At 67.7% G+C, this 17797-nt stretch carries 17 protein-coding genes; 4 read left to right on the forward strand and 13 right to left on the reverse strand.

Annotation, left to right across the window (positions count from 1 at the left end; genetic code table 11):
* Positions 1-104: 104 nt before the first annotated feature.
* From tsaD to AB0H00_RS15395, 7 genes are all read right to left on the reverse strand, one after another.
* The gene (gene tsaD / locus AB0H00_RS15365; protein ID WP_357266084.1) at positions 105-1148 is read right to left on the reverse strand and encodes a tRNA (adenosine(37)-N6)-threonylcarbamoyltransferase complex transferase subunit TsaD; all 1044 of its coding nucleotides are present in this window, start codon (positions 1146-1148) and stop codon (positions 105-107) included.
* A complete protein-coding gene (gene rimI / locus AB0H00_RS15370; RefSeq protein WP_357266086.1) occupies positions 1145-1657 on the reverse strand; it encodes a ribosomal protein S18-alanine N-acetyltransferase in 513 nt (170 codons plus the stop codon). Before rimI ends, tsaD begins: the two co-directional genes overlap by 4 nt.
* 5 nt (positions 1658-1662) lie before the next feature.
* On the reverse strand, positions 1663-2382 hold the full coding sequence (gene tsaB, locus AB0H00_RS15375; RefSeq protein ID WP_357266088.1) for a tRNA (adenosine(37)-N6)-threonylcarbamoyltransferase complex dimerization subunit type 1 TsaB: 720 nt from the start codon (positions 2380-2382) through the stop codon (positions 1663-1665).
* A gap of 55 nt (positions 2383-2437) precedes the next feature.
* A complete protein-coding gene (gene tsaE / locus AB0H00_RS15380; RefSeq protein WP_357266090.1) occupies positions 2438-2890 on the reverse strand; it encodes a tRNA (adenosine(37)-N6)-threonylcarbamoyltransferase complex ATPase subunit type 1 TsaE in 453 nt (150 codons plus the stop codon).
* The gene (locus tag AB0H00_RS15385) at positions 2883-3971 is read right to left on the reverse strand and encodes an alpha/beta hydrolase (RefSeq protein WP_357266092.1); all 1089 of its coding nucleotides are present in this window, start codon (positions 3969-3971) and stop codon (positions 2883-2885) included. The genes tsaE and AB0H00_RS15385 overlap by 8 nt, the downstream gene beginning before the upstream one ends.
* Positions 3968-5191 carry an alanine racemase gene (gene alr / locus AB0H00_RS15390; RefSeq protein WP_357266094.1) on the reverse strand — a complete coding sequence of 408 codons (1224 nt, stop codon included), beginning with the start codon at positions 5189-5191 and terminating at the stop codon, positions 3968-3970. Before alr ends, AB0H00_RS15385 begins: the two co-directional genes overlap by 4 nt.
* A 454-nt stretch (positions 5192-5645) precedes the next feature.
* On the reverse strand, positions 5646-7094 hold the full coding sequence (locus AB0H00_RS15395) for an NAD(P)H-hydrate dehydratase (RefSeq protein WP_357266095.1): 1449 nt from the start codon (positions 7092-7094) through the stop codon (positions 5646-5648).
* Between the two features lie 173 nt (positions 7095-7267).
* Here AB0H00_RS15395 and AB0H00_RS15400 point away from each other — a divergent pair, with 173 nt between their 5' ends.
* Positions 7268-7693, forward strand: coding sequence for a cupredoxin family copper-binding protein (locus AB0H00_RS15400; RefSeq protein WP_357266097.1), 426 nt, complete (start codon positions 7268-7270; stop codon positions 7691-7693).
* 217 nt (positions 7694-7910) lie between these two features.
* On the opposite strand, the gene glmS is transcribed toward AB0H00_RS15400, so the two are convergent.
* Positions 7911-9794 (reverse strand): glutamine--fructose-6-phosphate transaminase (isomerizing), encoded by a 1884-nt coding sequence (gene glmS, locus AB0H00_RS15405; protein ID WP_357266099.1) that lies wholly within the window; start codon positions 9792-9794, stop codon positions 7911-7913.
* A gap of 36 nt (positions 9795-9830) precedes the next feature.
* On the opposite strand from glmS, the gene AB0H00_RS15410 reads away from it, so the two are divergent.
* A complete protein-coding gene (locus tag AB0H00_RS15410) occupies positions 9831-10688 on the forward strand; it encodes a hypothetical protein (RefSeq protein ID WP_357266100.1) in 858 nt (285 codons plus the stop codon).
* A 10-nt stretch (positions 10689-10698) separates the two neighbouring features.
* Here AB0H00_RS15410 and AB0H00_RS15415 read toward each other — a convergent pair whose 3' ends face one another.
* Genes AB0H00_RS15415 through AB0H00_RS15425 form a run of 3 tightly spaced genes read right to left on the reverse strand, consistent with a single transcriptional unit; the run spans position 10699 to position 13109 of the window.
* Positions 10699-11055 (reverse strand): hypothetical protein, encoded by a 357-nt coding sequence (locus AB0H00_RS15415; RefSeq protein ID WP_357266102.1) that lies wholly within the window; start codon positions 11053-11055, stop codon positions 10699-10701.
* 49 nt (positions 11056-11104) lie between these two features.
* Entirely contained in the window at positions 11105-12739 is a 1635-nt protein-coding gene (locus AB0H00_RS15420) for a hypothetical protein (RefSeq protein WP_357266104.1), read from the reverse strand.
* Positions 12740-12797: 58 nt separating this feature from the next.
* The gene (locus AB0H00_RS15425) at positions 12798-13109 is read right to left on the reverse strand and encodes a hypothetical protein (RefSeq protein ID WP_357266106.1); all 312 of its coding nucleotides are present in this window, start codon (positions 13107-13109) and stop codon (positions 12798-12800) included.
* Positions 13110-13675: 566 nt separating this feature from the next.
* Between AB0H00_RS15425 and AB0H00_RS15430 the strand changes: the two genes are divergently transcribed.
* The gene (locus AB0H00_RS15430; protein ID WP_357266108.1) at positions 13676-14401 is read left to right on the forward strand and encodes an ElyC/SanA/YdcF family protein; all 726 of its coding nucleotides are present in this window, start codon (positions 13676-13678) and stop codon (positions 14399-14401) included.
* A gap of 534 nt (positions 14402-14935) precedes the next feature.
* Here AB0H00_RS15430 and AB0H00_RS15435 read toward each other — a convergent pair.
* Both AB0H00_RS15435 and AB0H00_RS15440 read right to left on the reverse strand, forming a co-directional pair.
* Positions 14936-15244 (reverse strand): DUF6802 family protein, encoded by a 309-nt coding sequence (locus AB0H00_RS15435; RefSeq protein ID WP_357266110.1) that lies wholly within the window; start codon positions 15242-15244, stop codon positions 14936-14938.
* 74 nt (positions 15245-15318) lie between these two features.
* Positions 15319-15510 carry a PspC domain-containing protein gene (locus tag AB0H00_RS15440; protein ID WP_357266112.1) on the reverse strand — a complete coding sequence of 64 codons (192 nt, stop codon included), beginning with the start codon at positions 15508-15510 and terminating at the stop codon, positions 15319-15321.
* A 146-nt stretch (positions 15511-15656) separates the two neighbouring features.
* Here AB0H00_RS15440 and AB0H00_RS15445 point away from each other — a divergent pair, with 146 nt between their 5' ends.
* The gene (locus AB0H00_RS15445) at positions 15657-17312 is read left to right on the forward strand and encodes an ABC-F family ATP-binding cassette domain-containing protein (protein WP_357266114.1); all 1656 of its coding nucleotides are present in this window, start codon (positions 15657-15659) and stop codon (positions 17310-17312) included.
* Positions 17313-17797 lie beyond the last annotated feature (485 nt).

Below are 17797 nucleotides of genomic sequence, written 5' to 3' on the forward strand. Positions count from 1 at the left end.
AGTCCTACGAGCACCGCCCGCGGGACGGCTGGCGTCCGAGCGGCCGAAGCACCTGCTCCGCAGGCATCAGCGAATCGGACAGAGTTCGCAGAGTCCGGATCGGGTCACCGGACCGAGCTGACCGACACCGGCAGACCCGGATCGGTGGCGACCGTCAGCGGCGACGGCGCCGCGCCGCCCGCGATCACATGGGCGCCGAGCGCGGCGATCATCACACCGTTGTCCGTGCACAGCCGGGGCTTGGGCACGCGAAGGGCCAAACCGGCCGACGCGCACCGCTCCTCGGCCATCGAGCGGATCCGCGAGTTGGCCGTCGCGCCGCCGCCGAGCACCAGCGTGCCGACACCGATGTCCTTGGCCGCACGCACGGCCTTCATGGTGAGCACGTCCGCGACCGACTCCTGGAACGACGCCGCGATGTCCGAGATCGGCAGGTCCTCCGCGCCGATGCCGTCGCGCTGCGCTGCCTCCACATAGCGGGCGACCGCGGTCTTGAGACCGGAGAAGGAAAAATCGTAGCGCGGGTCACGCGGCCCGGTCATGCCGCGCGGGAATGCGATCGCGCGCGGATTACCGGTCATCGCGGCGGCATCGAGTGCGGGACCACCGGGAAAGCCGAGCCCGAGCAGGCGCGCCACCTTGTCGAACGCCTCCCCCGCCGCGTCGTCGACGGTGCTGCCCAGTTCCACGATCGGCTCGGCCAGGTCCGTGACATGCAGCAAATGCGTATGCCCGCCGGACACCAGCAGCGCGACACAAGGCGGCATAGGACCGTGTTCGAGGGTGTCCACCGCGACATGCCCACCGAGGTGATTGAGCGCGTAGAACGGCACATCCCATGCCCCCGCATACGCTTTCGCCGCCGCGACACCGACGAGTAGCGCACCGGCCAGACCCGGCCCGATCGTCACGGCCAGCGCATCCGGCTTCGCGATACCCGCCGCGGACAGCGCGCGCCGCATGGCAGGCACGATCGCCTCGAGATGTGCGCGCGAGGCGATTTCGGGCACAACGCCGCCGAAGCGCGCGTGCTGGTCGACACTGGAGGCGACCTCGTCCGCGAGAAGTTCGCAGGTGCCGTCAGGGTCCCTTCGGACGATGCCGACACCGGTTTCGTCGCAGGAACTCTCGATCCCCATGATGATCACGAGAGCACCTCATCCGGTTTGCTCGCTCGCCACTCCCGGTCCTCGGCGGTGAGCGTGGGACGGCGCATCGTGTACGCGTCCGCACCGCTGGGGTGGTAGTAGTTCTTGCGCAACCCGATGATGTGGAAGCCGTGCTTGGCATACAGCGCGATCGCGGGCGCGTTGTCGGTGCGAACCTCGAGGAACACCGGTCCGCCGCGGCCGCCCGCCTCGGCGAGCAGCGCCTCGAGCAGCAACGTGCCGATGCCCGCGCGATGACAGCCGGGGTCGACACCGATGGTATGCACCTCGGCCTCGGGGTGTTCGGCATCACCAAGCAGGGCTATCCCCGCATAGCCGACCATTCGCCCGTCGTCGTCCCGAGCGGTGATATAGCGGTTGTGCGGGCCGGCCAGCTCCGACTGGAACGCGATCGCGTGCCATGGGTCGTCCTCGGGGAACAGCAGCTGCTCCAATTCGACACAGCGCTCGATGTCCGCAGCCACCATCGGCTCGATCCGGAAACCCACCCGCCTCACGCTCCCGTCCGGTCGAGGGCGCGGTAGGCGTTCTCGACGGCGTCCGGCCTGCGCAAATACAGCGGTACCAAAGGCTCGGGCACGGTGCGGGCGAGCACCTCTGCCGCCGCGACCCGCACCAGCCCGACGGGTGAGGGGGTCTCGGCCGGAAGCACGGGGAGATCGAAGAAGTCGACATGCGACGCGGATCCGGCGATCGCCGTGGCCTGATTTGCGTCGAGGTCGGCGGGCTTGCACACCTCTGGCCCCGCCACGCGGGCACCTTCGCGATATCGCGCCCAGTACACCTCGCGTCGGCGGGCGTCGGTCACCACCAGCAGCTCGCTGGTCGGCGGGAGCACGGCCGCCTCGGGGCGCTGGCCGAGATCGATCGCCGCGTCGGCGGCGATCGCGTCGAGACTGCACACGCCGTAGACCGGAATGCCGAGCGCGTCACCGAATGCGGCCGCCGTCGCCATGCCGACCCGGAGGCCGGTGAACGGACCAGGACCGACGCCGACCACGAGCGCGGCGATGTCGGTCCTGGAACGGCCTGCCTCGGTGAGGCATTCGAGGATCTGCGGGGTGAGCACCTCGGCATGCGCCCGCGGGTCGACCCGCACCCGGGAGGCGACAATGCGCGTCTGGGCAGGGGTGGCCGGATCGGCGCCTTGCTCCAGTTCCACCAGTCCCGCTGTGACGGCGGGTGTCGCGGTGTCGACGGCTAGTACAAGCATGATTGGCCTAACGATACCGCTTGGTAGTTGCCACCGGCGCGTAGCTATCTAGCAGTTAATCCACCCATTCCCAGATCGCGGTGCGCACATCCGAATCCGGTTCGCGCGAGAGCAGCACGCGCAGGTGCCGATCCGTGAGGTGCTCCACCACCCCACGGCCCCACTCCACAACGACCACCGCCTGATGCAGATCGGTGTCCAGATCGAGCGCGTCCAGCTCGTCCAGGTCGCCGCCGAGCCGATACGCGTCCACGTGCACCATCGGCACCGCGGGAGCGCCCTCGCGATGCCCGGCGCGGTGCTGGCGGGCGATGATGAACGTCGGTGAGCTGACCCGGCCCTGCACACCGAGGCCTGCGGCGATGCCACGGGCGAGTGCGGTCTTGCCCGCACCGAGCGGGCCGTCCAGCACCACCAGGTCACCGGCGTGCAGGTCTCTGGCCAGTTCCCGGCCGAGTGCCTCGGTGTCTGCGACGGTGGGCAGAATCCGTTGCCGCCGTTCAGCCACCGGACACCTCCGGTGCGCTCAGCGGTGCCGGTTCGACCGCGCCCGCCCGCAGGAGCAACCGGTCGAGTGCGGCGTTGACGATCTCCGGGTACTGCAGCTGCGGCATGTGCGCCGCACCCGGAAGCAAGACCAGTTCGCTGTTCGGCAGCGCGTCGGCGAGAGCGCGGGAATTGCGCCAAGGAATCACCAGATCGTGCGCGCCGCCGAGCACCAGGACCGGCGTGTCCGCCAACGTGGGCAACGCCGCCGATTCGTCGTGCAGCTCGATCGCCTCGAGGAAGCTCACTATGGTCTCGACCGGCGTCTGATCGATCATCATCGTCGAGTAGCGCGACAAGGTCGGACTCACATGGCCGTGAAAGGCGCTGACGTGCAAGATCGGTGTAATCACGTGGCGTGCGGTGGTGCGGCCCACCTGCACGAGTGCGGGCGCGGTGCGTACGGCCAGCCGGAAGCCGTCGATCGCGGGGTTGCGCAGCAGCTGTCCGATGCCCGCCGAAGTGACCTCGGCGGCGGCGGTGCAGAACAGGGCGATCCCGATCACCCTGGCCGCGAACAACTCCGGGTACCGCGCGGCCGCGGCAAGCACCGCCATCCCACCCAGCGAATGCCCGACCAGCACGATGGGTCCGGTCGCGGCGGTGGACTCCAGCACAGTGACGATGTCGCGCCCGAGCTGGGCAACGGTGCAGCTCGCGGTGCTCGGCGTACCGGAGCGGCCGTGTCCGCGCAGATCGAACAGCACCATGCGCACTTGTGCTCCCCAGCGCTTTTCCAGGTCACGGCGCTGGAAATGGAAAGACTCCATGCTGTTGCAGAAACCGTGCACGAAAATCACCGTGACCGGCGCATCCGGCGGACCGCATTCGCGAGTGGCCAGTCGAACGCCGTCCTCGGTGAACACCGCGCCGGGACGGTCCCCGTCCAGGAGGGCGAAATTCTCGTCGCGGTATTCGTCACGACGCGCGGGCCACAGCATCCGCGCACCGGCACGGCGCAGCGCGTGCGCGCCGGCCAATGCGCCGACCAAGCCGACGGTGGCCAGCCCGCCGCGCACCGGGGTGACCAGCTGGCGTTTCATCGGGCACCGCCGGTGAAACGTCTGGCGACCCGGCCGCGGGGCGAACACACCACCTCGTAATGGATGGTGCCGAGCAAGTCCGCCCAGTCCTGGGCGTGCGGTTCCACGCCGAACAGTACCGCGGTGTCACCCTCGCGGACGCCCGCAGCGTTGTCGCCGAGATCGACGACGAACTGGTCCATGCATACCCGGCCGACGTTCCTGCGGCGCGCGCCGCCGAGCCAGACGTCGAAACGTCCGCTCAAGGGGCGGAACACGCCGTCGGCGTAGCCCGCGGGGATCAGCGCCACGGTGGTGTCGCGCGGCGCTGTCCACTGGTGCCCGTACGAGACACCCTCCCCCGCCGCCACCTTCTTGACCAGGGCGACCCTGGCCTGGAAAGTCATGGCCGGACGTAGACCGAAGTCGCCGAGGTCGGTTACCGGGGACAGGCCGTAGATGGCGATGCCTGGACGAACCATGTCGAAGGCCAGGTCGGAGCGGGTCAGGGTGGCGGCCGAATTGGCGAGATGCACCAGCTCGGGTTCGAGCCCGTGCTCCTTGGCCGCGGCGATCGCCTCCAGGAACCGGGCGCGCTGCACGTCGTTGTTGGAATGCTCCGGCTCGTCGGCGTGCGCGAGATGGGAGAAGATCGCGCGGAAGCGCACCGCCTGCTCATCGACCAGAGCGCGCAGGGCAGTCAGGACCTGAGGGTATTCGATCGGCGATACACCGTTGCGGTTCATTCCGGTGTCCACTTTGATCGTGACCGTGGCGGTGCGGCCCGTGCTGCGCGCTGCCGCCTCGACCGCGCGCAGATGGGCGAGCGAGGAGATGCCTATCTCGATATCGGCGGCGATCGCGGTCGCGAAATCCGCGTCGGAGTTGTTGAGCCAGCATAGTATCGGCGCTGTGATCCCGGCCGTGCGCAACCGTACCGCCTCGGCCACCGTGGTGACCCCCAGCTCGACGGCCCCCGCCGCCAGCGCCGCGCGCGCGACCTCGACTGCGCCGTGGTTGTAGCCGTCCGCCTTCACCACCGCCATCACCGCGGCATCGCGTGCGTGTTCCCGCAGGATCCGCACATTGTGAGCGATGGCATCCAGATCGATGACCGTCTCGACCTGCGCTCCCCCGCCTCGCCCGGTCTCCAGGCCGGACGAGTCGGGTGCCGCGGGAATTTCGTTCGGGTCCCGCGCTGGGATCGCTTCGGTTCTGGACGTACCCGACGAGTTACCCATGTGCTCCCCCGCCTCTCCGGGCCTTCAGACTCCCCCGCCTCTCCGGACCTCGAGGCCGTACCAGTGGGGTGACGTGAGATTTTCGTTCAGGTCCTGCGTTTGGTGCCGCTTCAGTTCTGGACGTACCCGACGAGTTACCCATGTGCTCCCCCGCCTCTCCGGGCCTTCAGGCCATACCAGTCGGGTGACACGGGATTTTCGTTCAGGTCCTGCGTTGGGACCGCTTCAGTTCTGGACGTACCCGACGAGTTACCCATGTGCTTTCGGAATCAGTTGTCGCGTTTGTTTCGGTCGAGTGTATTGGCGCGCTGGGCTCTGGTTGCAGCCAGCTCGTGTGGCGGTTCCTGGAAGCGCGGTGGGCGTCAGGCCCCGTCGGTGTAATGACGACCAGCCGATCGGCAGCCTCCGGTCGACAGGCCGGATCAGCTCGATCATGCGGGGGTGACGACCCGGTTCACGATTGCGGAAGAGCCAGGGCGCGGAGGGCGCGGATGGCCGGACGGACGTGATCGAGCAGCGGCATGGCCGAGGTGGGAGCGCCGATGGAATGGTTCTCGTGGGCGGCGAGGTCGGCGGCGAGGGAGTGGGCGCGAGCCGCGGCGGCGGCGGACCAGGCGGGGTCGCGGCCCGCGGCGAGGAGAGTGCCGATGATGCCCGAGAGCACGTCGCCAGCGCCCGCGGTGGCGGTCCAGGATCCGCCCGCCTCGTTGACCAGAACGGCGTGCCCCGGCGTGGCGACCAGCGTGGCACGGCCCTTCAACAGCACGGTGACCCGCCAGGAGTCGGCGAGGTCGCGGACTGCGGACACCCGGTCCTTGCCCGCCTCACGGCCGGTGAGGCGGGCGAACTCCCCCGCGTGCGGCGTCAGCACAGTTGGGGCCGGGCGATCGCGAACCAGCGTCGGCTCGGCGGCGAGCAAAGTCAGGCCATCGGCGTCGACGACGACCGGGAGGTCGGTGGACAAGATTTCGGCGAGGCGCTTCCTAGCGTCGCTGTCGGTGCCGGCACCGGGACCGAAGACCCAGGACTGGACCCGGCCGGTCCCGGAAACATGCTGGGTCGCGATCACTTCCGGGAAGTGACGCAGCACCTCGGCCGCGCCGGTTCCGGCATAACGGACCATGCCAGAGGTTGCGGCGACGGCGGCGCCCGTACACAGCACCGCCGCGCCCGGATACGTCGCGCTGCCCGCGCAGACGCCGGTGACGCCCTGTGTGTACTTGTCGTCGGCCGGACCGGGTACCGGCCATGCGGCGCCGATCGATGCGGGCTCCAGCGCGGCGAGATTCGGTTCCTGGAGACGTAAACCGATGGGGACCAAGACGATTCGTCCGCAATACGGCACGGCGAGTGCGTGCACCGGTTTGTAGGCGCCGAAGGCGACCGTGACCTCGGCGCGCACGGCGGGGCCTTCGACCGCGCCGGTGTCCGGGTCGACGCCGCTCGGCAGGTCGGCCGCGATGATCGGAGCATCCAGCGCCGCAACGAGTTCCGCGGCGCGCGGGCGTAGCGCACCGTGACCGGAGATGCCCACGATACCGTCGATCACCAGGTCCGGATCGCCGATTTCGTCCCGCACCCGGCCGCCGGCCTTGCGCAGCGCGGCAAGCCCTTTCGCATGGGCCCGATCCGGGTTCAACAGCACCGCGGTCACCGCGACACCTCGGCGGCGCAGCATCGAACCGGCCCAGAGCACGTCGCCACCGTTGTCGCCGGATCCGACCAGGAGCGTCACCGCACGTCCCGCGATACCACCGGTGCGCGACCGCAGTTCCGCCGCGACGACCGTGGCCAAACCATGCGCCGCGCGCCGCATGGGGACACCGTCCGGAACACGGGTGAACAGCTCGGCCTCGGCCGCGCGCACTTCGTCGGCGGTGAAATAGCCCCGCTGCGTGGACATCGCATTCCCTCCGTCGGTCTTGCCCGTGCCGAGCCGATGGTCATGGGCCGATTCGTCGTTATGGGCACTGCCTGCCGATCCTGACACCCACCGACTCGGCGGCGCCGAGCCGATCGGAATGCCGCCGCGCCACCACATAGGCTCGCGACGGCGGCAGACTACGCTTGGCCATCATGCCAATCGTCCGCCGTCGCACAAGGCCCACGTGGGTTGTCACGGGATTCGTTATCGGTGCGCTGGTGCTGTCCGGATGCGGTGGCGGAGATTCCGGCTCGGCCACCACGACCACGAAGAGACCTCCCCGCGCGGCCACCACGACCTCCCAGCAGGCAGGCGCGCACAAGGCCACCGCCACCGTCGCGGTCGATGACATGAAGTTCTCGCCCGGCGAGGTCACCGTCAAGGTCGGCGACACGGTCACCTGGAAGTTCGACGACAAGGTGCCACACACCGTGCAGGGCATCGGCGACAAGGCGATGGGCATCAACAGCCCCATCTTCGACAAAGGCGAGTGGAGCTACACCTTCAGTTCCCCCGGCACCTTCCGCTACCTCTGCTCGCTGCACCCGGAGATGCGCGGCACGGTCACCGTCGAGTAGGAGGCTCGGCGTCGCCCTGGTGCTGGTCGCCCTCGGCCTTGCCGTCCGCTCCGGCACCCTCGAGCGCCGCACCACGACGACTGGACCGACCACTCCGACCGAACCTTTCGTCCCGGCCCGAGTGTGACCTACCCGAGCTGCGCGCCACAAACGTCGAGTGGCACACCATTGCGGTATTTCGCGCAATAATGTGCCACTCGTCGTTGTAGCGGGTGGGTTATTCGACTGTGACCGACTTTGCGAGGTTGCGGGGTTTGTCGACGTCGTAGCCCCGGGCCTGCGCCACTTCGGCGGCGAAGATCTGCAGCGGAACCGTCGACAGTAGTGGCTGGAAAAGGGTTGGGGCGGTGGGGATTTCGATGAGGTCGTCGGCGAACGGACGGACCGTGTCGTCGCCTTCCTCCGCGATCACGATGGTGCGTGCGCCACGGGCCTGGATCTCGCGGATGTTGCTCAGCAGCTTGGAGTGCAACACCGCACGGCCCTTCGGGGAAGGCATCACCACGATCACCGGCAGCTCGTCCTCGATCAGCGCGATCGGGCCGTGCTTGAGTTCACCCGCCGCGAAACCCTCGGCGTGCATGTACGCCAGCTCCTTGAGCTTGAGGGCACCCTCCAGCGCCACCGGGTAGCCGACATGACGACCGAGGAACAGCACGGTCGGCACGTGCGCCAGCTCGCGCGCGATGGTCCGCACCTGCGGCGCCGTCTCCAGCACCCGCTCGACCAGCCGCGGCATCGCCTCGAGTTCGGCGAACTCGCGCGCGACCTCATCCGGGTATTTGGTGCCGCGCGCCTGCGCCAAGGCCAGCCCGACCAGGTAGTTCGCCGTCACCTGAGCCAGGAACGCCTTGGTGGAAGCGACGCCGATCTCCGGGCCCGCCCTGGTGTAGAGAACCGCGTCGGACTCGCGGGGAATCTGCGCGCCGTTGGTGTTGCAGATCGCCAGGACGCGCGCCTTCTGCTCCTTGGCGTGGCGCACGGCCTCCAGCGTGTCGGCGGTCTCGCCGGACTGGGAGATCGCCACCACCAGCGTGGAACGGTCCAGAACCGGATCACGGTATCGGAATTCGCTGGCCAGCTCCACTTCGACGGGCAGCCGGGTCCAGTGCTCGATCGCGTACTTGGCCAGCAGACCGGAATGATAGGCACTGCCGCAGGCGACGACGAACACCTTGTCGAAGTCGCGCAGCTCTTGGTCGGCCAGACGCTGCTCGTCCAGCACAATCCGGCCGGAACCATCCTGATCAGTGCTGAAATGGCCGATCAGGGTGTCGGCGACGGCGGCCGGCTGCTCCTCGATCTCCTTCAGCATGAAGTAGTCGTGGCCCCCCTTCTCCGCGGCCGCCAGATCCCAGTCGATCGTGAACGGGCGGGTACGCGGTCCCGCGTCGTTGCCCGCGAAGTCGGTGACCAGGTAGCTGTCCGAGGTGATCACCACTGCTTGATCCTGGCCGAGTTCGACCGCCTCCCGGGTGTGCTCGATGAACGCCGTGACATCGGAGGCGATGAACATCTCGCCCTTGCCGACACCGACCACCAATGGTGTGGAGCGCCGCGCGGCCACGATCGTGTCCGGGTGGTCGGCATGCGTGAAGACCAGGGTGAACGCACCCTCCAGCCGGCGGAGCACAGCCAGCGTGCTGGCAGCGAAGTCGCCCGCGGTCGGGCCTGCGGCGTAGGCGCGAGCCACCAGGTGCACGGCGACCTCGGTGTCGGTGTCGCTGCGCAGCTCAACCCCGGCATCCTCCAGCTCACGACGCAGCGGTGCGAAGTTCTCGATGATGCCGTTGTGCACCACTGCGACCTTGCCGCTGTCGTCGCGGTGCGGATGCGCGTTGCGGTCAGTCGGCGCGCCGTGCGTCGCCCAACGGGTGTGTCCCATGCCGGTGGTGCCCACGAAGCGGTCGACTTCGGCTACCGACAGCTCGGCCTCCAAATTGGCCAGTCGACCAGCTTTGCGTTCCACCGCCAGCGCCCCCGCGCCGTCCAGGATCGCCACACCCGCGGAGTCGTAGCCGCGATATTCCATGCGGCGCAACGCGTCAACGACGACGCCGAGCGCGTCTCGGTACCCGACGTACCCCACGATTCCGCACATGGCTCCCCACACTACTTATCGGATAACGTTCACGTCGTGTCGGCGTCTGTGAAATCGCTTCTGAGCACCCTTACCGGCCGCGGCCCGCACCGGGTGCTGCGCGGCAATCTGGCCATCGCAGGCCAGCCGGGGGTGGTGTGCACGCCCGAGTCCGGGTTGAACCTGCCTGCTGTCGCGTTCGGGCACGGCTGGCTGACCGGTGTCGCGCAGTATCGTGGCCTGCTCGAACATCTCGCTTCCTGGGGGATTGTGGCCGCCGCCCCGGACACCGAGCGCGGGCCGATCCCGTCGCACCTCGGCTTGGCCGCCGATCTGCTCACCACGCTCGACATCTGCACCGGCGTCCGGCTCGGAGACGGCGCTATCAGCGTGCACCCCGAACGCCTCGCCCTGGTCGGGCACGGCATGGGTGCGGGTGCCGCCGCCATCGCCGCCGCCCAGCGTCGGGTCGCCGCCGTCGCTGCTCTCTTCCCCGCGCCGACGGCGCCGTCCACCGAAACCCTCGCGCCTGACCTCGACGTCCCTGCGCTGATCCTGGCGGGAGCCACCGACATCACCTCGGTCAGCTCCAACGCCATCCCGCTGGCCACCGCGTGGGGCGGCAGGGCGATCCTGCGCGCCATCGACGGGGCTTCGCACAACGGCATCATCGAGGGCCGCCGCGTTCTCTCCGCGGTCGGGGCGGGCAAGCACGAACCGAAAACAGCCCGCACCACCCGCGCAATGCTGGCCGGCTACCTGCTCGCCACGCTGGCGGGCGACAAGGCGTACCGCTCCTTCGCCGACCCCGAAGAGACCATTCCGCACACCAAGGTCATAGACCCCGACGCGCCCCGCGAGGAGGAACCGCCGAAGCTGAAAGTCGGCCAGTTGGCCGCGCTGCTCCGACGATGATCAGCGCGGATCAGATCAGCCAACTCTTGCGCTGATAGAACTTCGCGTCTTCGTCTTCGTCCTCGTCGTCGACCGGCCCGACCGTCTGATTCGCCCGACGGGCGGTCATCGACCGCGCAACAGCTTCACGGTGTTCGCGCGCCTCGGCTTCCAGCTGCTCTTTCGCCTCGTCCTCGGCACGAGATTGCTCTAGCTCGGCGGCGTGCTCCTGCCAAAACCGATCCATATCGGCCGCCAGGTTCTCGGCGAATTCGCGGCCCTTCGCCGCGGTCCGCTCGTTGATCTCCTGAAGTTCATCGATCAGGATCGCCATCCGTCGCTGGTTCTCCTCGGCGAGTCGCCTCGCCTCCTCGGCATAGTTCACCATACGGCTTGTCCTCGCGGACCACGCACGGCCGCACCTCCCATGTCCGGGCTCACAGCGGTCCTGCCTCGGCCAATTCCGCTCCACTGTCGAATGGGCTCTCGGATTCCGGTTCGCCCTGCTCCGGGATGGGATTCGGCCAATGCTCGCCGTCTTCTTCGCGTCGTGTGGTCGGAGGAGTCCCGGTCGGCACGCCCGGCTGGCCGATGTTCGGTTCAGGGACCGGTGTGGTGTCGACCAGCTTGTCCTTCCCTGGCGTTTCGGGGGCCAGAGTGTCGGCGGGAGGCGCGGACTCTTTCGGCTCGTGCATCGAGATGACCGGTACCCCATGCTCGTCCAGCTCGAGATCGAACTCCTGCTGCCTGCCCTCCGCGTCGGACAGCACAAGTTTCAACTGGCCATCCGGCCCCATCTCGAATTTCACATGTTTTCCGGCGATGTCGAACTCGGCCTTCGGCTTGCCGTCCCGGTCCTTCTTATCCGCGTCGTCGGTGTCGGCGTTCTTCGAATCGATGCTTTCTCTGAACTTTTCGATCGCGCCGTCGATTCCACTCTTGATGGATCCGGTCAGTGCGGTGACGCCTTGGTTGACTGCCTGGGTGAGACCCGTTGTCAGCGGCGAGAATTCCTTCGCCAGCTGGTTGAGTGCGGCCAGGCCGTCCAGTGACGGCATCTTGGGGGCCGGCGTTGTCGGAGTGTTCGGCGTGGTTGGTGTGGTCGGAGCAGTGCTGGCGGGGACTGCGCTCGGCGTGGTGCCGGCCGGGACCGTGGGGGTCGACGGTGTGCCAGGAGGGCCGGGCCGCGCAGGGGAACCGGGCTGGCTCTGGTTGTCCGGCTTGCCTGAAGATGGCTTCGACAGCCCCTCCGGACACGGGTAGACGTGGTCGGACACCGCCGCCAACGCACCGGCCAGGTTCTGGTACTGCAGCTTGAAGTGACCATCGGTCTGTGTGCAGACATCGACGTAGCGCATCAGTTTCGCATCGAAGTCCCGTTTGAAGGGATTCTGCAGCCAATCGTTGACGGTATTGCGAATCTTTTCGCCGTAGGCGTCGGTCAGCTTCTGCTTACGGGTGGTCTGGTAGTCGGGCCCGGCGAGTGTAGGGAAGATCCGGCCGAGGTCGCGCACCTGGTTCCCACTGATCCACTCGTGCGCACTGTGCACATCGACAATGACTTTCACGTCTTCCGGAGTCTTGCCGTCGATTTTCACGACCCTGCTGCCGTTCCCCGAATCCTCCAGCAGCCCAAGTGTGGCCTCGGCTTTCGCACCGGCGGATTGTCGCAGCGAGTTCGCCATCGGGTCGATCGTCTTCCACGCCGCCTGCGCCAGCTGCCGATCCTCGGCGGCCAAGACGGACTGCTTGCTCAGCATGTCGAGCGCGGCGTCAGCCGCCGCTCCCTGCCACAGGTCGGGGAGACGACCTGTGTAGCTCCGCTGCGCATCCCACTGGCGATCCACCTCGGCCAGTGCGGTTTTCAACGCTTCCCCCGCCTGCTCCAGCTTTTCCACCCGCATGCCGCGTTGCTCGTCGTACATCGCGAGCAGCTCGGCCAGATTCCCCCGGCCGCCATTGCCGCCGAACGCGGTCTCGTACAGCGGCATGAATTCTATCCAGTACTGCAGCCCGTAGCTGCCTTCGTCCAGAATGGCGTCGATCGTCTTACCCTGCCAGGCAACGGCCATGATCCCGACTCCTCGAATGTGTGGTGTCGTCAGTGGAAACACGAGTCATTCGGCGGTCTCACATCTTGTTCGTCTCTGCCGCGCGCTGCCGGTCGGTCTCCGCGTACGTCACAACCGCCGCACCGAGCGCATCAGCGGTCGCGGTGGTGGCATCGCTCCAAGTCTTCAGCCACGCACTGATCCGCTCCAGCCCCTGATGCACCGCTACGCCCTGCTGCGCGTAGTTCCGACCCGCCTCGTCGGCGTCGCCGAACATATGGTCGGCAACCCTCTCAGCCTGGGCGCGAACCGCATCCGCTGATCTTCGATAGTCGCTGCCCAGCGCACCGAGCTCCCCCGTCCGAACCCCGACCATCTCCGACCCGCCCATGAACGCCCCTCCGTCCTCGTAGTGTCACCGAATCCGCTTCGCGCCGACTGCGGCCATACTTTCTTCGACGCAACCCACCGACGTTCGGTTCCCGGACTTCCGATCGACTCGATGTCCCGAGAAACCTACTGTCCGCGCCCAACGGGCCACAACCAACACGCAGTCTCATCCGATTCGCTTGCCTGCCATGACGTCCACCTTCGGCGGGGCGGAGTCGATGTTGTCGCGGCCGGCCAGCTGTTGTGACTCCGCACGCACCCCATGCCCGCCAAATGCGCCGAACCCACCGGGCCAGGACCCGGACAACTGGCCGGACACCGCAACCCGCGGCCCGCCCCACGCTACGACGTGCACATCAAGCCCACTAGCAACCAAACAGCAGCCAAGCCCGCTGGGGCCCGGCCGCCGAAAAGGATAGAACTCGAGCTAGGAGACACAGCCTGGAGGGCCCGACAGAGACGGCAAACCTCGACACCGCCTAAACGCCGAGGTCGGCAGTCCGGCCAGTCCTCCTGCGCCAGAGAAATCGCCCCTCCCAGGGCGGGGGGGTGAGGCAGGATGGCGGGATGACAGTCGAGCACAGTCCGGCAGCGAAAGACGACGTGCCCGCCGAACAAGCACCGAAACACAGCCGAAAGACCTGGCAGCGCCGCATCGTGGGCGCTGTCGCGATCCTCGTCGTCATGGGCATCGTCGTCCTCGCCGCGTGCATCGCCACCGTGCGCCTGCGTGCCGCCGGGCACAGCTACGCTGTCGCCACGGTCCCGGCGGCTCCCGTCGCGATCATCCCGGGCGCCCAAATCGACCCGAACGGCCAACCGTCGCGCTACCTCGCCCGGCGGCTCGACCTCGGAGCGCAATTGCTCGCCGAAGGCAAGGTGCGGGCACTCCTGCTCACCGGGGACTTCGGCAGGCCCGATCACAACGAACCCGAAACCATGAAGCGCTACCTCATCGAGCATGGCGTCCCCACCCGCAAAATCGCACTCGACTACGCCGGCTTCGACACCTACAGCTCCTGCACCCGCGCCTACCGCATCTTCGGCGTGCGCCGAGCCATCGTCGTCACCCAGGAATTCAGCCTCCCGCGCACCGTGTCCCTGTGCCGCTCCGCCGGAATCGCCACCGACGGCGTCGGCGACACCGGTCAACCGCACAACACCACGTACTGGCGCAACTGGACTCGCGACCAACTAGCTTCGACCAAAGCGGTGTGGGACATACTGACCCAACCCGACCCCCAGTTCCTCGGCCCGCAGGAGCATTCCGTCACCGACGCCATCGATCAGTAGTGTCTGGACGGCCCTGTGTGCTGAGCAGAGGCTGGCGGGGCCGGCATCCCGAAAGGCAGCAGTGCATGCCCTGAGGCTTCGCCTGAGCCGTCGATTCGATTGTCGGCCTGTGGGTGCGGTTTTCAACGCTGACATCCTCGCTTCGTGGGGCGCCCGCGCTGCGTTGGTGTGACTCCCGCGGCCGATGGCGTTATGGGCGAGCACACAGGGCTAGCGGGCGGCGGCTGCTCCTACACCGGCGTCCGCGTGACCGATGACCTGTTTGATTCCAAGCGGGCGACCGACGAGAAGGGATGTGGTGATCGGTGATGAGAGCCGGACGTACACCTGAGCGTTTATCTGCGTGGCGTGCGCATGGACTTCGTCGCTTGCCGGACCGCTGCCTTCCGGTTCGCGATGGACTGGCATATTCGCCACGGTAACGACACGACAACTGTGGTTCCCGGCGATACGAATGAGCTTCGGCACCTGCCGAATGAGCGGCGCTATCTGCTGTGACCCGGACACGGAGAGTCGGGCAGCGCGGGTGTCGGGTCAGTTGCCGAGCTTACCCTTGTCCGTGCGGAGCCACTCCGAGGTGCCGTCGGGGTGGCGATGGAACTCCCATGCGGTGTAGTCGCCGTCTTTCTCCACCACGGTGACATGGTCGGCGAAACCGTCGTGGTCGTAGTCGGTCCAGACCTGCATCGCCTCATCACCGGTGGTGGTGATGGTATCGAGGGTGCCGTCGCCGTCGATGTCCTGGGTGGGGTGTTGCAATTCGACCGCACCCAGGCCGTCCAATGGCGAGGACGCGTCGATACCAGGTAGATCCAGACCGGGTAATTCGCCCGAGGTGACCAAGACTCCTCCTCAGCGGGACTCGTGCGGTGCCGCGAGCGGCATCGCTCCATCCTGTCATCCCGCACGAGCCCGAGTCACTTTTTGGGCATCAGCAGCCACAGCACCAGGTAGATGACGAACTGCGGGCCGGGCAGCAGGCACGACACCACGAACAGCAGCCGCACAACGTTGGCGTTCCAGCCGAGGTAGTCGGCGATGCCACCGCAGACACCTGCGATCCACTTGTCGTGGGTGGAACGGGCGAAACGACGGATAGGGGCGGTCATTGTCTTCCCTCTCTGGAGGTAATCGCTACGAACTCCACTCTGCCGAGCGACACCCGCCGCGACATCGGTCCGGCGACCGATACCCACCCTGATTTCTCCAGGGCCCGATCTCGGGGTTCAACCCCGAGCACGGCAGACTTGTCCAGGTGAGCACCACTCTGCATGCCCGCGGGCTGTCCGCGGGCCACGGCGAACGCACGCTCTTCGCCGGCCTCGACCTCACCCTCGCGCCGGGTGACGTGATCGGTCTGGTCGGCATGAACGGTGCGGGCAAGTCGACACTGCTGCGTATGCTTGCCGATCGCCACGCTCCGACCGGCAGCATCACGTTGAGCCCGCCGGACGCCACAGTGGGCTACCTGGCGCAGGAGCCGGAGCGGGTGCCGGGCGAGACAGTGCTCGCGTTCCTCGGTCGCCGAACGGGAGTCACCGAGGCGCAACAGACCATGGACGCGGCCGCCGAACGACTCACCGAGGGCGGCGCGGACGAATACTCCCCCGCGCTGGAGCGCTGGCTGGCACTCGGCGGTGCGGACCTCGACCAGCGCGCCCACGAGGTGGCGGCCGATCTCGGCTTGGCCGACAGCCTGCCGAACGGCCTCGACACGCCGATGACCGGCCTGTCCGGTGGCCAGGCCGCCCGCGCCGGATTGGCCTCGGTCCTGTTGTCGCGCTTCGATATCCTGCTGCTGGACGAGCCGACCAACGATCTGGACCTGGACGGCCTCGCCCAGCTGGAACAGTTCGTCACCGGTGTCCGTGTTCCGCTGGTGGTGATCAGCCACGACCGGGAGTTCTTGGCCCGCACCGTTAATCGGATCGTGGAGCTGGACCTCACGCAGCAGCAGGTAGGCATGTACGACGGCGGATACGAGTCGTATCTGATGGAGCGGGAGATCGCCCGTCAGCACGCTCGCGAAACCTACGAGGAGTACGCGGACACCAAGGCGGGCCTGGAGTCCCGCGCGCAGATGCAGCGCAACTGGCTCGAACACGGCGTTCGCAACGCCCGCCGCAAGGCGCGCGACCCCAGGAAGCTGGACTCGGACAAGGCAGGCCGCAAGATGCGCGCCGAATCCACCGAGAAGCAGGCCGCCAAAGCCAGGCAGACCCAGCGCCGCATCGAACGGCTGGAGGTGGTGGAGGAACCGCGTAAGGAGTGGGAGCTGCGGATGAGCATCGCCACCGCCCCACGCAGCGGCTCTGTGGTGGCGATGCTCTCGAACGCGACCGTCACGCGCGGCGCTTTCACTCTCGGCCCGATCAGCACCCAGATCGACTGGGCCGATCGCATTGTGCTGACCGGCGCCAACGGCTCCGGCAAGTCCACGCTACTTGCGATGCTGCTCGGAAGGATCCCCCCGGCAAGCGGGACCGCGAGCCTAGGCTCCGGCGTCGAGATCGGCGAAGTCGACCAGGTGCGCGGCCTGTTCCGCGGGACTGTCGCGCTGGCCGACACCTTCGGCGCCGAGATGCCGGACTGGCCGGACGCCGAGATCCGCACGCTACTGGCCAAGTTCGGCCTGCGGGGCGCGCAGGTACTGCGCGCCTGCGACACCCTTTCTCCCGGCGAACGCACCCGCGCCGCCCTCGCACTGCTCCAGGCCCGCGGCGTCAACCTGCTCGTGCTCGACGAACCGACCAACCACCTCGACCTCCCCGCCATCGAACAACTGGAGCAGGCCGTCGAATCGTTCACCGGCACACTCCTGCTGGTCACTCACGACCGCCGCATGCTCGACACCGTTCACGGGACCCGCCGCTGGCACATGGAAGCGGGCACTCTCAGCGAGACGCTCTGAACACAGTCGTCTCCAGTCGAGAACCCGAACGACACCGCAAGGCCGATGCACCACTGAGAGCACGTGTGGCCGCCGCCCAGGCAACCGCATCGACCCAGCGCCACCTCCGAGCAAAGCGAGACCTGGCATCGCCCGTTCGCCCGCCCCGCAAGCCATGAGGGGACGCAAATAATCAGCGCCTCGAGCGCTGCACATTCCAACACAGGCCGACTCGCCGCCCGAGCGGGGCGAAGCGCATGCGAAAGCAGTCGCCAGCGGGCCGATCGAACTCGAGGACCAGAGGCCGCAAACGCCGAGTTTCCAAGGCACAGCCGAAGCACTTGCGATCGCCGCCCCACGCAGCAGAATCGGCCGGACCCCCACTTCCGAGCGAAGCGAGATCAAGCATTCGCCGTTCGCGGCCCGGCTCGCGTCCGAGCGGCCGGCGCGTCCGCGACGAAGTCGCCAGTGGCGGGCGCTCGGACGCGAGCCAACAGGGGGCCGCG

Origin of the sequence: Nocardia sp. NPDC023852 (assembly GCF_040639505.1) — a bacterium.
GTDB lineage: Bacteria > Actinomycetota > Actinomycetes > Mycobacteriales > Mycobacteriaceae > Nocardia.